The following is a 15031-nucleotide window of genomic DNA, read 5'->3' on the forward strand; positions in this document are numbered from 1 at the left end:
AAATTCCAAATTCCAAAAATGAAACTTCATTTTTGCTTTTTATTGGAATTTGGAATTTCTTTTTTGGAATTTTTAAATAGTAAGCATTTTCCTGTAAATACAATTTTATGAATTACTTAGTACTCAAGTTACCAATTTATTCACTACATTTGCACGCAATTCAACTAGAAATTGCACCATGATAGCACACAACTCCAAGATTATCGGCGAAGGTTTAACTTACGACGATGTATTATTAGTACCTAACTACTCGAATGTGCTTCCTCGCGAAGTGAGTATCAAATCAAAATTTTCACGAAACATAACACTAAATGTTCCAATTGTATCTGCAGCTATGGATACAGTGACCGAAAGTGCAATGGCAATTGCTATGGCACAAGAAGGTGGAATTGGTGTTTTACATAAAAACATGACCATCGAGCAACAGGCTGCGAAGGTTAGAAAAGTAAAGCGTGCAGAAGCAGGAATGATTATCGATCCGGTAACTTTGCCAATGAATTCAACTATTGCAGACGCAAAAAACGCCATGAAAGAATTCGGAATTGGCGGTATTCCAATCGTTGACGAAAACAGAATCTTAAAAGGAATTGTAACCAATCGTGACTTACGTTTCGAGAAAAACGGTGCAAGACCAATCGCTGAGGTAATGACAAGTAAAAACTTGGTTACCGTTGCCGAAGGAACTTCATTAGAACAAGCAGAAGTAGTTTTACAAGGACATAAAATTGAAAAGCTGCCAGTTGTAAACGATAAAAATGAATTAGTAGGTTTAATTACTTTCAGAGACATTACAAAACTGACTCAAAAACCAATCGCAAATAAAGATTCTTTTGGACGTTTAAGAGTTGCTGCAGCTATTGGAGTTACTGGAGATGCAGTTCAAAGAGCTGAAGCTTTAGTTAACGCCGGTGTAGATGCTATCATTATCGATACAGCGCACGGACATACAGAAGGTGTTGTAAATACCTTAAAAGAAGTAAAATCAAAATTCCCTCAAATAGATGTAATTGTTGGAAACATCGCAACTCCAGAAGCTGCTAAATATTTAGTAGAAAATGGTGCCGATGGTGTAAAAGTTGGAATCGGACCTGGTTCTATCTGTACTACGCGTATTGTTGCAGGTGTTGGTTTCCCTCAATTCTCAGCAGTTTTAGAAGTTGCTGCCGCTATTAAAGGAACTGGAGTTCCAGTTATTGCTGATGGAGGAATTCGTTATACAGGAGATATTCCTAAAGCAATCGCTGCCGGTGCTGACTGTGTAATGCTAGGTTCATTATTAGCAGGAACGAAAGAATCTCCAGGTGAGACTATTATTTTTGAAGGAAGAAAATTCAAATCATACCGCGGAATGGGATCTGTTGAAGCAATGCAAACAGGTTCTAAAGACCGTTATTTCCAAGATGTTGAAGACGATGTTAAGAAATTAGTTCCTGAAGGAATCGTTGGACGTGTTCCTTACAAAGGTGAATTAAACGAAAGTATGCTTCAATTTATTGGAGGTCTTCGTGCCGGAATGGGATACTGCGGTTCTAAAGATATTCCGACTTTACAAGAAACAGGACGTTTTGTTAGAATCACGTCAAGCGGCATCACAGAAAGTCACCCGCATAACGTAACTATTACAAAAGAAGCTCCAAATTATTCTAGATAATTTTTAGTTTTCAATATAAAGCAAAAGGCGTAAGATTTAATTCTTACGCCTTTTTTTATTTGATTTTAGTGATTGTTGCTTTTTGTTTCATGTTATTAGTTGAATTTAATTTGACTGTAATTTCGTCTTTTTTTAGTTCAAATATAAATTTCATGTCTAGATTATTTTCAGTTGAAAAATGATTTGGAATATCGTAAATTAGATTTCCAGTTCCTGTTCCTGAAACATTGATATTGTTTTTATCCTTGTCTAAAACTTTAGCGGTATATATTTGATCAATATCAAAAAAGGCATTTTTTCCTGTAATACTTTTTAGCTTGTAAGTTGTAGTGATTATCATATCAATATTCAGCCCTCCGACAGGAATGCTAATTGGTGTTTCTTGCGCAAATGATTCACCGGCTTTAAGTTTCTTTTCTGGCAGAGCTAACTGCGCAAATGTACTTTGCACGATTTGAAAAACAGTTTTTTTAAATGTTTCATCGAGACCTTTTGCAACAATCGAATCTAATTTTGGTAAAGATGAAACAGATCCTTTTCCATATATCAGAGTACCGTTTGGGATAATAGTTTTACCATTTGCATCTAAAGATTTTAGATACTCAATTACCACAGGAAAATTTCCCGAAGCGTCTGCTTTTCCTGTTTTTAAAACAGTCTCCATGTCAACTGAGTTTTTTGTAATAACTGGATTCTGAATACCATTACTTTTTAGCGTTTCTAGTATTTCTTGTGACCCTTCGTAACTAAGCTCATATTCAGCCACAGTTACTGTTGATTGATTGTAAGAGGTTTGAGGAGAAAATCCTAGTTTAAAGTCTAAAACTTGATTCGACTGGCTATAACTTAGAAGTGTTGCAGTGCTAAAAAGAAGTAAAAATATTTTTTTCATCGATGTTTTTTAATGGAATTTTTGTGTTTGTTCTAAACGAAAGTAAGAAAATAAAACGACTTTAATTAAGCTGAAATTTTTCTGTGAAGCATTTAATCATCAACTCGGCTGTTTAAAATATCTTTAGCTGAAATATCAGAATGCAGTAAATCTTCCATTTTTTTCGTCATGCGCTGTGCTTCTAATGCATAACCAAACATTTTTTTCTCATAATCTTGAATGGCGCCATCGATTGTTTCAAATTTTCCGTTGGTTAAGTTTTCGGTTAAATGAAAAGCATCAAATAATCCCATATTTACGCCTTCACCTGCAAAAGGTGGCATTAAATGTGCCGCGTCGCCAACAAGTGTGATATTTGAATGTTCTTTCCAATCTTCTTCTAAAGAAAACAATCTTAATGGCAAACCTGAGAATTCAGTCGAAACTGCAAAGAATTTTTTGTAATCATCGCTCCAGTTTTTAAAAGTTTCGTTTAGAAAAGAAATCACCGCTTTGTCTTCTTCAAAATTGATTCCGTGATTTAAAACCCAATTTTCATCGGCTTTAAAAGAAACTCCAAAATGCACTGAACCATCACTCATAGTGTGTGTGTAAAACATTTTTTGTTCTCCCATTGCCATTACATTTCCGTTTCCATATTTAGGTTTGAATTCTGGGTAATCTTGCTCAGGATTTACAATTTCTCCCTGAATAATATAAGTTCCTGAAAGCTGTGGTTCTTGGTTGCTCACACATTTTCGAGCATTTGATCTTCCTCCGTTAGCCACAATTACAAAATCGGCTTTTGCTGTTGTACCGTTTTTGAATTCTAAAACATACTGATTTTCTTCTTTTTCAATATTTGTTAATTGGCTGTCCCAAACAACTGTATTTTTCTGAAGGTTTTCCAGCATAATTTTTCGCAAATCGTTACGGTCAATTTCTGGTCTTGAATAGGAATTGGTTTCGTCTGGCATTTCATCGGAATTTATATTTCCATGCATATCAGCCATTTTCTCGCCAGTAGGACGCGCATATTTGTAAAATTCCTCCATCAGTCCGGCTTTCTGAATCGCATATTGACCCGAACCTGAATGTATATCAAGTGTTCCTCCTGAGGTTCTGGCTTGTGCATTTAGATCTCTTTCGTAAACCGTAACATCTGCGCCATTAATTTGTAAAATTCTAGCCGTTGTAAGTCCAACAGGACCACCGCCAATAATGGCAATTTTTTTATTTTCTATAAGTGAAGTTTTCATTCTGTTGATTTAATATTGTAATTGATATTGATTTTTGTAATTGCTATTGCTAATGATTTTTTCTAAGGAACCAGCGCCTTTAAAACCATATTAAAAGCTTCGTCTCTAATTTCGTCAGTAAAAAGAAAAGGCTTTCCTGACATCGATTTTCCTTCTCTGTGAAGTTCTAAAAGAGAGTAAAGAGAGCCATAAGCAATACTCCAAAATATCTCAAACGTCATAGGAACAAGTTCTTTTTTTTCAATTGATTTTGTGATGAATTTTGTCATTTCGCTTCTAAAATCAGGAGTGATTTCTGCTAGAATTGCCTCTCCGTAAGTGGAATGTTTTAAAAGCTCGAAACAGGAAGTTTCCAAAGAATGATTTATCGTGTATTTTGAACGGTTTTCCCATTGTTTGCGTAATCCGTCAACAAAAGACATTTCCCAAGAAAATCCGACCAGCATTTCTTCGAAGAAATTTTGGCCAATTTCAGTTCCAATTTTCTTAATCAAATCTTCTTTATCAGAATAGTAAATATAAAGTGTCGCCACAGAAACACCGCATTCTTTAGCCAGGCGATTCATTCCGAAACCTTCTACGCCTTGTGAAACCAGCATTTCGATTGCTTTTTGTTTTACAATTTCTTCTTTATTTATGTCTCTTGTTCTCATAATTTTCTGAATTATGGCACAAAGATATAAATAATAAGTGAATGTTCGCTTATTTATTTTTTTAAGATGCTAAGATACTAAGTTGCTAAGGTTCTGAGGTTTTTTGTTTATTGTTGATGGTTTGTTGTTTATTGTTTGTTGTTTGTTGTTGGAACTACAGATTTTAATAATTCTTAAAAGTTGAATTGCCTCCAGCTTTAGCTGGAGGTTTATAGGATGCAAGAGGAAAGGCTTTAGCCAAATTTTGAATATTATCTATAAAAAATCCGCTGAAACATTATTTATATGTTTCAGCGGATTCTATATATTAAAACCAGTTCTTATATAGTTGAACTTGGTTCAGCTTCACGTAATTTTTGATTGTCTAAAATCTTTTGTAGAAAAGGTTGTACCTGACTTTCTATTTCACTTTCTGAAATATTTAAAGCCTTTGAATCTGAAGTTAATTGAAGCCAAGGTTTTGGGCCATCGAAATCATAACTTCCAAAAACAATTACTGGCGTTCCTTTTACTTTTACATTTTCCTTGTCTTTCAGAATCCATTCATCGGCAAACTTGTAAAGGTATTTCGCATCTTCTTCCTGAAGTCTTAAACAGGAATGCGAAGCTGGATAACCCGGCAATTCATATTCGTGAAAACCAACTCCAAGTTTATTTTCGATATTAAAATTCCATTTTAAATCCCATTCGTCATTAAAAGTACTGGTTGTTTGTTCTGCTTTCCAATTGGTAAAGAACAATCCGGTTGGTGTAGGATCTTTTTTTCTTCCCATATTTGTTGGACCTGTGCGAACTAATTCACCATTTTCGTAAGCACCAAATGTTTGAGTAGGATAGGAGAAGATGATAACTTTTGAAACTTCTTCCAAAGCAGCAACATGAAGCGGAAATGGCATATAATAAACTAAATCACCGCTAAAATCCGCCGGAATCACAACGGAATCCAATTTCTTGAAATTTGTTTTATCGGTTCTGTTTAAAGCGTAAACAAGATCCATTTTACTGCTGTCAGCTTCGTTCGTTTTCAGCCATTCTTTAGTATTTTGAATTTGATAGGAAATAGCAGTAGCAGGTTTCTTATATTCAATTACTTTTCTTTCTTTTTTATTTTCAGATAAATGTACTGTTTCACTTTTTTTACAAGAACCTAATAAAACTAACATCAATATAAGTAGGGCGTTTGCGGAGTAATATAACTTTTTCATAGGTAGTAATTTTATGAAAGTAAAGTTATAAATAGGATAGGGCAAAGGCGTTACACAATTTTTTGAATTGTTTTCGGGATTTTCATTAGGCAATAGAATTTATTTGAAATAAATCATCTAAGATAAGTTTAAACAACTCTAAAATAGACAGTAAGATTTTTGAATCATGAATTTCGCCATCCATAAAATAGGATAATTCAATTTCATTTTCGGGTAATTCCTCTTCCCAAATGCCTTTTTGATTAGAAATTTGAATGTTCACATCTTTTTGAGTTATAATCAGATTTCTGATCTCCTTATTTTGTAATAAGGTCTTAATTTTAAATTCATTATTGCTTTTAATTGTAAAAGCTTTGTCAAATTCAGGATAACCAATTTCAATATCCAGCGCTCCAAATATTTTCTCTATTTTACGAACAAATCCTTCTCTATAAATTTCAAATTTAAAATTGTCTTTTAAAGTAATAGGAGCAATAATTCGAGTCATTTCGGTACTATATTTTCCAGACCACAATGTAAAATTGTCAAAAGCTACAAACCAGTTTTTGTATTCAATAGAAACAGAATCTGAGTGCCAGGAATAGCCTTCTTTAAAAGTACCACCGGTTTCCTTTGCAAATTGTTGCCAGAAATTTTGAGAAAAATTAGACATTATTTTTATATTGAAAAAGGATTTCTATTTTATAACTAAATATTTTACAGGAAAGGTTTGATTGCGCACAGTGGCTGTTCCGTAAATAAAACCATCTTTTATTTTTTCAAACTTCACATTCATGATTTCTCCCGGCTTAAAAGAAAAGTTTGGCAACGTGATTTCTGTCATTGTTGCGTTATACTCACAGTCGCTAATCCACTCTAAATCTGATTTTATGAAATATTTTCCATCTTCTAAACTTTCAACATGTTTATTATCTTTTATAATAATGTAAGACCGATCATCTGGCTTATGTGCATATTTTAATTTAATATCCTTAAGTATTTTGCAGTCAAAGTTTTGATTGTTTTGAGCCATTGAAAGTGTCGTGATAAGAAATAAGATAAAAGGGGATAATGATTTTAATAGTTTCATTTTTTTACTTTGGTTTTAGTTTTTCGAATAATTTGCACAGTGAATTATCGTCATTAAACATAGTAAAAAAAATCTAAATCAATCCTTTTATCTTAGCATGCTGTAATAAAATAATAGTTTTAGCATCGACGATTTCTCCAGATGCAATCATCGCATACGCTTCATCAAAAGTATATTCAAGGACCTCAATATTTTCCTGTTCAGAAGCTAATCCGCCGCCTTCGCTTACTTTCATGCTTTCATCATAAGCGCCAGTAAACAAATACAAAATTTCAGTAACGGCTCCAGGAGACATATAGGTTTGTGTTACTTTCTCTACTTTTTTGATGCGGTATCCGGTTTCTTCTTCCGTTTCACGAATAATACATTCTTCAGGATTATCTTCGTCTAAAAGCCCGGCGCAGACTTCGATCATCATTCCGGTTTTATTTCCGTTAAGGAAAGTCGGCAGACGAAATTGTCTTGTTAAAATAACTGTTTTTTTTGTGGTGTTGTACAATAAAATTCCAGCTCCATTTCCACGGTCATAAACTTCACGAACGTGCGTCTGAATTTTTTCACTTTCTTTCTGATAACTGAAAGTAACTTTGTTTAAAATATACCAATTGTCTGATAATAACTTGGTTTCTGTAATTTTAATTTCTGGATTTTTCATAAGGCGAATAAATTTGTATAAAAAAACGCTCTGATTATCAGAGCGTTTAAAATGTGTTATTTTGTTATTGTTTGCTTTCTGTCTGGCCCAACCGATACAATTTTGATTGGCACTCCAACTTCAGCTTCAATAAATTCGATATATTCTTTTAGCTCCACTGGCAATTGATCGTAAGTTGTCAATCCAGTTAAATCAGCTTGCCATCCTTTAAACTCTTTGTAAATAGGAGTTACATTTTCTGGCTCGATGTTGTAAGGAAAGTGAGAAATATTTTGTCCTTTATAGTTGTATTCCGTACAAACTTTCAAAGTTTCAAATCCAGAAAGAACATCACCTTTCATCATCATCAACTGAGTAACACCATTAACCTGAACAGCATATTTTAAAGCTACAAGATCTAACCATCCGCAACGTCTTTGTCTTCCTGTTACCGATCCAAATTCGTTACCAACTCTTGCCATTGTAGCACCAACTTCGTCAAAAAGTTCTGTTGGGAAAGGTCCACTGCCAACACGAGTAACGTAAGCTTTGAAAATTCCGTACACTTCTTTGATTTTGTTAGGAGCAATTCCTAAACCTGTACAAGCTCCTGCTGCAGTAGTGTTTGATGAAGTTACGAACGGATAAGTTCCAAAATCAACATCTAATAAAGAACCTTGAGCTCCTTCACAAAGAATAGATTTACCTGCTTTTTGAGCTTGGTACATATATTCTTCACTGTCAATAAAATCTAATTTTTTTAATTCTTCAATAGCTTCAAAGAATTCTTTTTCTAATTCAGCTAAATTATATTGAATCGCAACATCATAAAAAGCAATCATTGCTTCGTGTTTGTCTGCCAAAGCTCTGTAACGCTCTTTGAAATCTTCTAATTCAACATCTCCAACACGTAAACCGTTTCTACCAGTTTTGTCCATGTAAGTTGGTCCAATTCCTTTTAGAGTAGAACCAATTTTAGCTTTTCCTTTTGATGCTTCAGAAGCAGCGTCAAGTAAACGGTGTGTTGGTAAAATTAAATGTGCTTTTCTAGAAATGATTAATTTCTTTTTAATGTCAAGGTTAAATTTCTCTAAACCTTCAATTTCTTTTTGAAAAACTACAGGATCGATTACAACTCCATTCCCGATGATGTTTATAGAATCTTTATGGAAAATTCCAGAAGGAATAGTTCTAAGTACGTGCTTAATTCCGTCAAATTCTAATGTATGTCCTGCATTTGGTCCTCCTTGAAAACGTGCAATAATATCATAATTTGAGGTAAGAACGTCAACAATTTTTCCTTTACCTTCATCTCCCCATTGTAATCCTAGTAATAAATCTACGGTCATTCTGTTTTAATTTGCGTTGAGACAAGCCAAGCTGTCCTACTGATTAATGTAGTTAATTTTCTTTTTTTTTATTTTTTGAATAATTCCTTTCTTGGATTATTGTTTTTGCTTTTTGTTTCCGTAGAAATAAAGTGAATGATTCGTAATTTCGATATCAAATATTTCTTCGATTGTTTTTTTGATGGTCTGAATTCTTGGGTCGCAAAATTCAATAACTTCTCCCGAATCAGTCATGATAATATGATCATGCTGTTTGTCGAAATACGATTTTTCGTAATAAGCCTGATTTTGTCCAAATTGATGTTTTCTAACCAAAGCGCAGTCTAACAATAACTCGATCGTGTTGTACAATGTAGCCCTGCTCACACGGTAGTTTTTGTTTTTCATTTTGATATATAAGTTTTCAATATCAAAATGCTCTTCGCTATCGTAAATTTCCTGAAGTATAGCATAACGCTCAGGAGTTTTGCGATGCCCTTTTTGTTCAAGATACATTGTAAAAACATTTTTTACAATTTCTTGATTCTTAGTGTTGTCAGTTGAAATGAGTGTCATATCCGGCAAAGATAATTTTTTATTTTTAATCAATAAAAGTTTCGGCTTTAAAGTTTAACGTTCAAAATCATATCAGAGTGGTAAAAATGCAATATTTACAGGCTTTAGCAGTGATATGTTTTGGAGAATCTAAAAAACCTTAATTAACATAAATATTTTTAATTACAATAAAATTAACAAATTTCTATTTGCTTTTTGTCATGTACATGTACCAATTCCATTCCCAGGTTTTTCCATTGTCATCAGACATTGCCTGACTCCATACAGGATTGTCCTGATCTCTGGCATCCCAGCGAAAAACCTGAATCACTTTTTTTTCTTCAAAAATATCTTTTGAGAAAAAATGTCCAATATTATTTTCGAATGAACCCACAACAGGTTTGTCTAAAACTCCCGTGTTTGAATCGGACCAATAAATGCTCCACAATCTGGTTTTTGGATTAAACAATCTGACGGTCATTCCTTCAAAAGGTTCTCCGTCAAAAGTGGCCAGAAAATTATCAATATTTCCAATTCCGTTCAGGATTTTATACATTTCCTGAGTTGATGGAAACTCAATCCATTCGGTACAATTCGCAAATCTTTGTTTTAATTTTTTATTTCGAATGAAAGACTTTCCCTTGAAAAAATCAAAGTCATCTTTTGAAGAAGATTCAGAAGCAATAATAATAAGTTCTCCGTTTTCGTCAAAATTGATTTCAGGAATTTCTAAGTTTTCATTTTCCATAAATAATTATTTTAAACACATAGAAACATAGGTTTTATTTCTAAAAAAGAGGGCAAAAAGAAACTGGTTTCTAACACATAGCCTATGTTTGTTAATATAAGTGAAACGCCTTTATCGACAAAGAAATCTATGTTTCTATGTGTTAAATTAATTTTTTTGACATTCTTTATTAGTAAATACTATGTTCTATATTCTCTTGTTACTTTATCAACTCCGTCTATTTTTTTGATAGCATTTATCATTTTTTTCAAAATGGTGTTGTTTTTAACAATTACAGCAACCTGTCCGTGAAAAATTCCGGCATCGGTACTCAAAGAAATACTTTGAATATTCACACTCATATTGTTCGAAATTACTTTTGTCAATTGATTTGTAAGTCCCAAAACATCCATTCCGGTAATATTGATAATCGCTTTGAATTCTTCTTGTGAGGAATCAATCCATTTGGCGCTCATGATTCGGTAAGCATAATTGGATTGCATTCCAATGGCATTTGGACAATCTTTTTTATGCACTTTTATACCTTCGTTAATGGTAACAAAACCAAAAACATCATCTCCCGGAATTGGATTACAGCATTGTGAAAGCTTATAATCGAGTTTGTCATGCTCTGTTCCAAAAACCAGCATGTCATAATTGCTGCTGATAACTGGTTTATGAATATCCTCGTCGGCAGTATCTTTATTTCTTTTGATTTTATTTTTGAAGAAATTGATAAACGAATTGCTTTTTTGAGCAGCATAATCCTTTAACTGCTGATTTTCAATCGCACCAATTCCAACTCTGTAAAATAAATCTAAACTTGTTTTTAATTTGAAAAAGTTAACTAATTCATTAATAACCTGCTCGTTGATGGTTACTTTTAAGTGTTTTAATTTTCGTGTAAGTAATTCTTTTCCTTCTTCAGCGATTTTTTTCGTGTTCTCGTTTAGAACATTTTTAATCTTGTTTTTTGCGCGTGAAGTCGTAACATATTCCAGCCAGTTCACCGTTGGTTTTTGATTGGCAGATGTAATAACTTCAACCTGATCACCGCTTTTTAATTCATGATTTAACGGAACAAGACGTCCGTTAACACGTGTTCCTCTGGTTTTGATTCCAATTTCAGAGTGAATACTAAATGCAAAATCCAATGAAGTAGCGCCTTTAGGCAATGATTTTATTTCTCCTTTTGGCGTGAAAATGAAAATTTCTTTTGAATATAAATTCATTTTGAAATCTTCAACAAAGTCTACGGCATTTGTTTCCGGATTTTCTAAGGCTTCGCGAAGTAAATTCAGCCAAACATCTAAACCGCTTTCTTCAGTTGCTCCATTTTTGTACTTATAATGTGCAGCATAACCTTTTTCTGCAATTTCATCCATACGTTCACTTCGCACCTGAACTTCAACCCAGCGTCCTTTTGGTCCCATAACGGTAATGTGAAGTGCTTCATAACCAGTTGATTTTGGAGATGAAATCCAGTCACGTAAACGGCTCGGACTTGGTCGGTAATGATCCGTTACGATTGAATATATTTTCCACGCGATAAATTTTTCGTCATGAGGATCAGATTTATAGACAATTCTAAGTGCAAATTTGTCATAAACTTCATCAAAACTTACATTTTGAGCACGCATTTTTCGACGGATCGAATAAATAGATTTCGGACGGCCTTTTATGATATAATCAATATTTTCGACATCCAGAGATTTCTTCAAAACATCCGATATGTCTTTTATGTAAGCATCCTGTTCCTCTTTTGTTTCTCTAATTTTGCTTACAATGTCATTGTAAACAGCAGGCTCTGTATATTTTAAACCTAAATCTTCTAATTTGGTTTTAATATTATAAAGTCCTAAACGGTGGGCGAGTGGCGCATAAATATAAAGGGTTTCCGAAGCAATTTTCGTTTGTTTATATTCTGCCATCGAATCCATGGTCTGCATATTATGAAGTCTGTCAGCCAGTTTTATCAAAATAACACGGACATCATCATTCAGCGTAAGGATCATTTTTCTAAAATTCTCAGCTTGCATTGAAGCATTCAAATCTTTTTGAACCAAAGAAATTTTAGTCAAACCTTCAACTAATTGAGCCACTTTTGGGTTAAATAAGCGCTCAATTTCTTCAACCGTCATTGGTGTATCTTCGACAACATCATGCAATAAGGCCGCAGCAATAGAGGTCGCACCCAGACCAATTTCTGAGGCAACAATTTTCGCAACTGCAATAGGATGAAATATATACGCTTCGCCCGATTTGCGTCTTTGCTCTTTATGAGCGTCAACGGCAACATCAAAAGCTTTCCGAATCAGTTTTTTATCGGCGGGGGTTAAAGTTTGGTAACTTATTCGAAGTAATTCCTTGTATTCCTGCGCAATCGCTTTGTTTTCTTTCTCAATATCTATTTCTATCATAACGGCATATTCAAGTACTAAAAATAAGCATTAGTTTGAATATACGCAAGGGAATAGATTGTTGATTTGTGATTAAAGTTATTTGTTTCAAGTTTCAGGTTTCAAGTTTTTTAACTTGAGTTTTTAGTTCCGGTTTTCAACCTGAAACTTGAAACCTGAAACTTGAAGCAAAAATTACTCTTTCGAAAAATCCAAGTCTTGAAAATCGTAGCTAAAGTCAGTTAATTCTGAGATTGGAAGCATTTTTAGGTTAGTAACTTTTCCGCTTTCATCATATTTGAAAAGTAAATGGGCGTCAGCATGAAAGAAAGCATTATTCCATTTTACAACATAATTTCCATCTTTATAAAAAGAAACTTCGCCAGCCAATTGTGGAGAACGTTTAGAAGCAAAATATACTTTTCCTTTTTTCTCTGTAATCGTAACTTCACCAAACCAATTGTCTTTGTAAGTCCCAACGATTTTAGAAAAATCAGTTTTTATTTTATCTTTTTTATTCTTAGCAACAACAGCCCAAACTTCGTCTGTAACTTTATCGGCTTTTTCTTCGTTGGCCTTCATTCTGTTGCTGTAAACCGTCACATAATCATCTGATTTAATGCCTAAATAACTGTCTTTTATAGTGTTTGTAATTGCATTAAAAGCGGCTCCAGACTGCTGATTCGTCAAAACAATAATTCCCAAACCAATTTCTGGAATTAATGTTGTCTGCGTCACATTTCCTTCCAAACCTCCCGTATGTGAAACTTGTTTGTATCCTTTTACATCACTTAAAAACCAACCCAATCCATAACCAGAAAAATGAGTGTTATATGGCGGTCTGGTTTTGGCAGGAATAATTGTTTGCAATTGCCACATTTCATCATGTTCTTTTTCAGAAAATAATTGTTTGTTATCGCTGTATTTTCCGTTATTGATTTGCAAAATGGCCCATTTGCTTAAATCGTTTACACTTGAGTAAATTCCCGCTGCACCATCAAAAAGCTGATTTTCGTAACGTTTTATTGTTTTTAGTTTTCCATCAATCGGAACGTGTGGTGTAATTACATTTGAAGTATCTTTTAAGCGCTTAATTGAAGCTACGCTATTATTCATTTCCAAAGGCTTCATAATACGTTCTTCTACAAAATCTGCCCAAGTTTTTCCGCTTACAACATGAACAATTTCACCGGCGATAATATACATTAGATTGTCATAATCATATTTTGTTCTAAAGCTCGAAACAGGTTTTAAATAACGTAAATTATGAATAATATCCTGTGCTTTAAAATCACTTCCGTCAGGCCAGATCATCAAATCTCCTGCGCCAAGACCTAGTCCACTTCTATGAGTCAATAAATCGCGAATGGTGAATTCACGCGTTACAAAATCATCGTACATTTTAAAATCCGGAAGATATTTAATGACTTTATCATCCCATTTAACTTTACCTTCATCTACTAACATTGCCAGAGCTGCAGAAGTAAATGCTTTACTGTTTGACGCAATTCCGAAAAGTGTATTCGCATCAACTTTTTGCTGTGTCAATGTTGATTTTACACCATAACCTTTTGCCAGAACAACTTTTCCATCTTTTACAATCGCAACCGCGATTCCGGGAACATCAAAAGCTTTGATTGTTCTGTTTACCAATTCATCAACTTCCTGATTTGTAATTTGTGCCGAAGCAGTAAAACAGAAAAATAATGCTAAAAGTGATAGTTTAAAATTCATAATTTTTGATTTATAATTAATTGAATCCTCTTTGACGTTTTGCTTCGAAAATTAAAATTGCGGCGGCAACCGAGACATTCATACTGTCGATTTCGCCCTGCATTGGGATAATGATATTCTGAGTCGCTTCATCACGCCATTGTTGTGTTAGGCCTGTCGCTTCTGTCCCCACAACTAAAGCCGTTGGAGTGGTAAAATTTTGAGTGTGATAAGAAGTTGAATTTTGTAAAGTTGCGCTGTAAAAACTGATCTTTTTTTCTTTCAGAAAAGCAATGATTTCTTCTGATGTTCCAGTTGCAATTTGGTTGGTAAATAAACATCCAACGCTGGAACGGACAATATTTGGATTATATAAATCACTTTTTGGATTAGCAATTAAAACGGCATCTAATTTCGCAGCATCAGCAGTGCGTAAAACTGCTCCGATATTTCCTGGTTTTTCCAAAGATTCAACAACAAGAATTAACGGATTTTCAGATAATTTTAAATCAGATAGTTTCAGTGATTTGGTTTTGGCTATAGCCAAAATACCTTCGGTAGTATCGCGATAAGCCAGTTTTTGATAAACTTCTTTATTAATTTCGATGATTTGAAACGGATTCTGAATCAGTTTGTTTATTTCGTTTTCAGAAATTAATTCGGGCAAAAATAAAACCGTTTCGATTTCGTAACCGCCTTTTATGGCTAATGAAATTTCGCGTTGTCCTTCAATCAAAAATGTTCCGGTCTGTTTCCTTGCTTTGGATTTTTCCTGAAGTAAAACAAGTGATTTTATAAACGGATTTTGTACTGAAGTGATTTGTTTCATTTTTTTAAGCGACTAAGATTCTAAGGCGCTAAGGTACTGAGTTTTTTTCTTCCTGCAAGGTTTTTAAAACCTTGTCGGTTTTGGAAAAAAGTTAGCCACGAATTCCACCAATTTTCACGAATTAATTCTTTTGCATGA

General features: G+C 33.8%; 14 protein-coding genes. 1 reads left to right on the forward strand and 13 read right to left on the reverse strand.

Annotated features, from left to right (window positions below):
- The first annotated feature begins 178 nt into the window (after window positions 1-178).
- Window positions 179-1651, forward strand: coding sequence for an IMP dehydrogenase (gene guaB / locus GKZ88_RS00635; protein ID WP_155100472.1), 1473 nt, complete (start codon window positions 179-181; stop codon window positions 1649-1651).
- A 55-nt stretch (window positions 1652-1706) separates the two neighbouring features.
- Here guaB and GKZ88_RS00640 read toward each other — a convergent pair whose 3' ends face one another.
- The 13 genes from GKZ88_RS00640 to GKZ88_RS00700 all read right to left on the reverse strand — a co-directional run bounded on the left by GKZ88_RS00640 (window position 1707) and on the right by GKZ88_RS00700 (window position 14893).
- Complete coding sequence (locus GKZ88_RS00640; RefSeq protein ID WP_155100473.1) at window positions 1707-2543, reverse strand: hypothetical protein; 837 nt, start codon at window positions 2541-2543, stop codon at window positions 1707-1709.
- 92 nt (window positions 2544-2635) lie between these two features.
- On the reverse strand, window positions 2636-3781 hold the full coding sequence (locus GKZ88_RS00645) for an NAD(P)/FAD-dependent oxidoreductase (RefSeq protein ID WP_155100474.1): 1146 nt from the start codon (window positions 3779-3781) through the stop codon (window positions 2636-2638).
- A 62-nt stretch (window positions 3782-3843) separates the two neighbouring features.
- Window positions 3844-4434 carry a TetR/AcrR family transcriptional regulator gene (locus tag GKZ88_RS00650; RefSeq protein ID WP_155100475.1) on the reverse strand — a complete coding sequence of 197 codons (591 nt, stop codon included), beginning with the start codon at window positions 4432-4434 and terminating at the stop codon, window positions 3844-3846.
- Window positions 4435-4754: 320 nt separating this feature from the next.
- On the reverse strand, window positions 4755-5639 hold the full coding sequence (locus tag GKZ88_RS00655; protein ID WP_155100476.1) for a L,D-transpeptidase: 885 nt from the start codon (window positions 5637-5639) through the stop codon (window positions 4755-4757).
- An 85-nt stretch (window positions 5640-5724) separates the two neighbouring features.
- Window positions 5725-6291: a hypothetical protein gene (locus GKZ88_RS00660; protein WP_155100477.1), complete on the reverse strand. Its 567-nt coding sequence runs from the start codon at window positions 6289-6291 to the stop codon at window positions 5725-5727.
- A 24-nt stretch (window positions 6292-6315) separates the two neighbouring features.
- A complete protein-coding gene (locus tag GKZ88_RS00665; RefSeq protein WP_155100478.1) occupies window positions 6316-6708 on the reverse strand; it encodes a hypothetical protein in 393 nt (130 codons plus the stop codon).
- Between the two features lie 73 nt (window positions 6709-6781).
- Window positions 6782-7363, reverse strand: coding sequence for an NUDIX domain-containing protein (locus GKZ88_RS00670; protein ID WP_155100479.1), 582 nt, complete (start codon window positions 7361-7363; stop codon window positions 6782-6784).
- A 56-nt stretch (window positions 7364-7419) separates the two neighbouring features.
- Window positions 7420-8691 (reverse strand): adenylosuccinate synthase, encoded by a 1272-nt coding sequence (locus tag GKZ88_RS00675; protein WP_155100480.1) that lies wholly within the window; start codon window positions 8689-8691, stop codon window positions 7420-7422.
- 96 nt (window positions 8692-8787) lie between these two features.
- Window positions 8788-9246 (reverse strand): transcriptional repressor, encoded by a 459-nt coding sequence (locus GKZ88_RS00680; RefSeq protein ID WP_026981862.1) that lies wholly within the window; start codon window positions 9244-9246, stop codon window positions 8788-8790.
- 184 nt (window positions 9247-9430) lie between these two features.
- Window positions 9431-9973, reverse strand: coding sequence for a hypothetical protein (locus GKZ88_RS00685; protein WP_155100481.1), 543 nt, complete (start codon window positions 9971-9973; stop codon window positions 9431-9433).
- 179 nt (window positions 9974-10152) lie between these two features.
- Window positions 10153-12372 carry a RelA/SpoT family protein gene (locus tag GKZ88_RS00690; protein ID WP_155100482.1) on the reverse strand — a complete coding sequence of 740 codons (2220 nt, stop codon included), beginning with the start codon at window positions 12370-12372 and terminating at the stop codon, window positions 10153-10155.
- A gap of 174 nt (window positions 12373-12546) precedes the next feature.
- Window positions 12547-14085, reverse strand: coding sequence for a serine hydrolase (locus GKZ88_RS00695; protein WP_155100483.1), 1539 nt, complete (start codon window positions 14083-14085; stop codon window positions 12547-12549).
- Window positions 14086-14101: 16 nt separating this feature from the next.
- Complete coding sequence (locus tag GKZ88_RS00700) at window positions 14102-14893, reverse strand: RNA methyltransferase (protein ID WP_155100484.1); 792 nt, start codon at window positions 14891-14893, stop codon at window positions 14102-14104.
- Window positions 14894-15031 lie beyond the last annotated feature (138 nt).

The sequence above is a fragment of the Flavobacterium sp. LC2016-01 genome (assembly GCF_009711135.1).
In the GTDB taxonomy this organism is placed as follows: domain Bacteria; phylum Bacteroidota; class Bacteroidia; order Flavobacteriales; family Flavobacteriaceae; genus Flavobacterium.

What these genes read in the sequence shown, in the direction of transcription:
- guaB (WP_155100472.1), top strand. Translation starts at nt 179, where the DNA reads ATGATAGCACACAACTCCAAGATTATCGGCGAAGGTTTAACTTACGAC.
- GKZ88_RS00640 (WP_155100473.1), bottom strand. Translation starts at nt 2,543, where the DNA reads ATGAAAAAAATATTTTTACTTCTTTTTAGCACTGCAACACTTCTAAGT.
- GKZ88_RS00645 (WP_155100474.1), bottom strand. Translation starts at nt 3,781, where the DNA reads ATGAAAACTTCACTTATAGAAAATAAAAAAATTGCCATTATTGGCGGT.
- GKZ88_RS00650 (WP_155100475.1), bottom strand. Translation starts at nt 4,434, where the DNA reads ATGAGAACAAGAGACATAAATAAAGAAGAAATTGTAAAACAAAAAGCA.
- GKZ88_RS00655 (WP_155100476.1), bottom strand. Translation starts at nt 5,639, where the DNA reads ATGAAAAAGTTATATTACTCCGCAAACGCCCTACTTATATTGATGTTA.
- GKZ88_RS00660 (WP_155100477.1), bottom strand. Translation starts at nt 6,291, where the DNA reads ATGTCTAATTTTTCTCAAAATTTCTGGCAACAATTTGCAAAGGAAACC.
- GKZ88_RS00665 (WP_155100478.1), bottom strand. Translation starts at nt 6,708, where the DNA reads ATGAAACTATTAAAATCATTATCCCCTTTTATCTTATTTCTTATCACG.
- GKZ88_RS00670 (WP_155100479.1), bottom strand. Translation starts at nt 7,363, where the DNA reads ATGAAAAATCCAGAAATTAAAATTACAGAAACCAAGTTATTATCAGAC.
- GKZ88_RS00675 (WP_155100480.1), bottom strand. Translation starts at nt 8,691, where the DNA reads ATGACCGTAGATTTATTACTAGGATTACAATGGGGAGATGAAGGTAAA.
- GKZ88_RS00680 (WP_026981862.1), bottom strand. Translation starts at nt 9,246, where the DNA reads ATGACACTCATTTCAACTGACAACACTAAGAATCAAGAAATTGTAAAA.
- GKZ88_RS00685 (WP_155100481.1), bottom strand. Translation starts at nt 9,973, where the DNA reads ATGGAAAATGAAAACTTAGAAATTCCTGAAATCAATTTTGACGAAAAC.
- GKZ88_RS00690 (WP_155100482.1), bottom strand. Translation starts at nt 12,372, where the DNA reads ATGATAGAAATAGATATTGAGAAAGAAAACAAAGCGATTGCGCAGGAA.
- GKZ88_RS00695 (WP_155100483.1), bottom strand. Translation starts at nt 14,085, where the DNA reads ATGAATTTTAAACTATCACTTTTAGCATTATTTTTCTGTTTTACTGCT.
- GKZ88_RS00700 (WP_155100484.1), bottom strand. Translation starts at nt 14,893, where the DNA reads ATGAAACAAATCACTTCAGTACAAAATCCGTTTATAAAATCACTTGTT.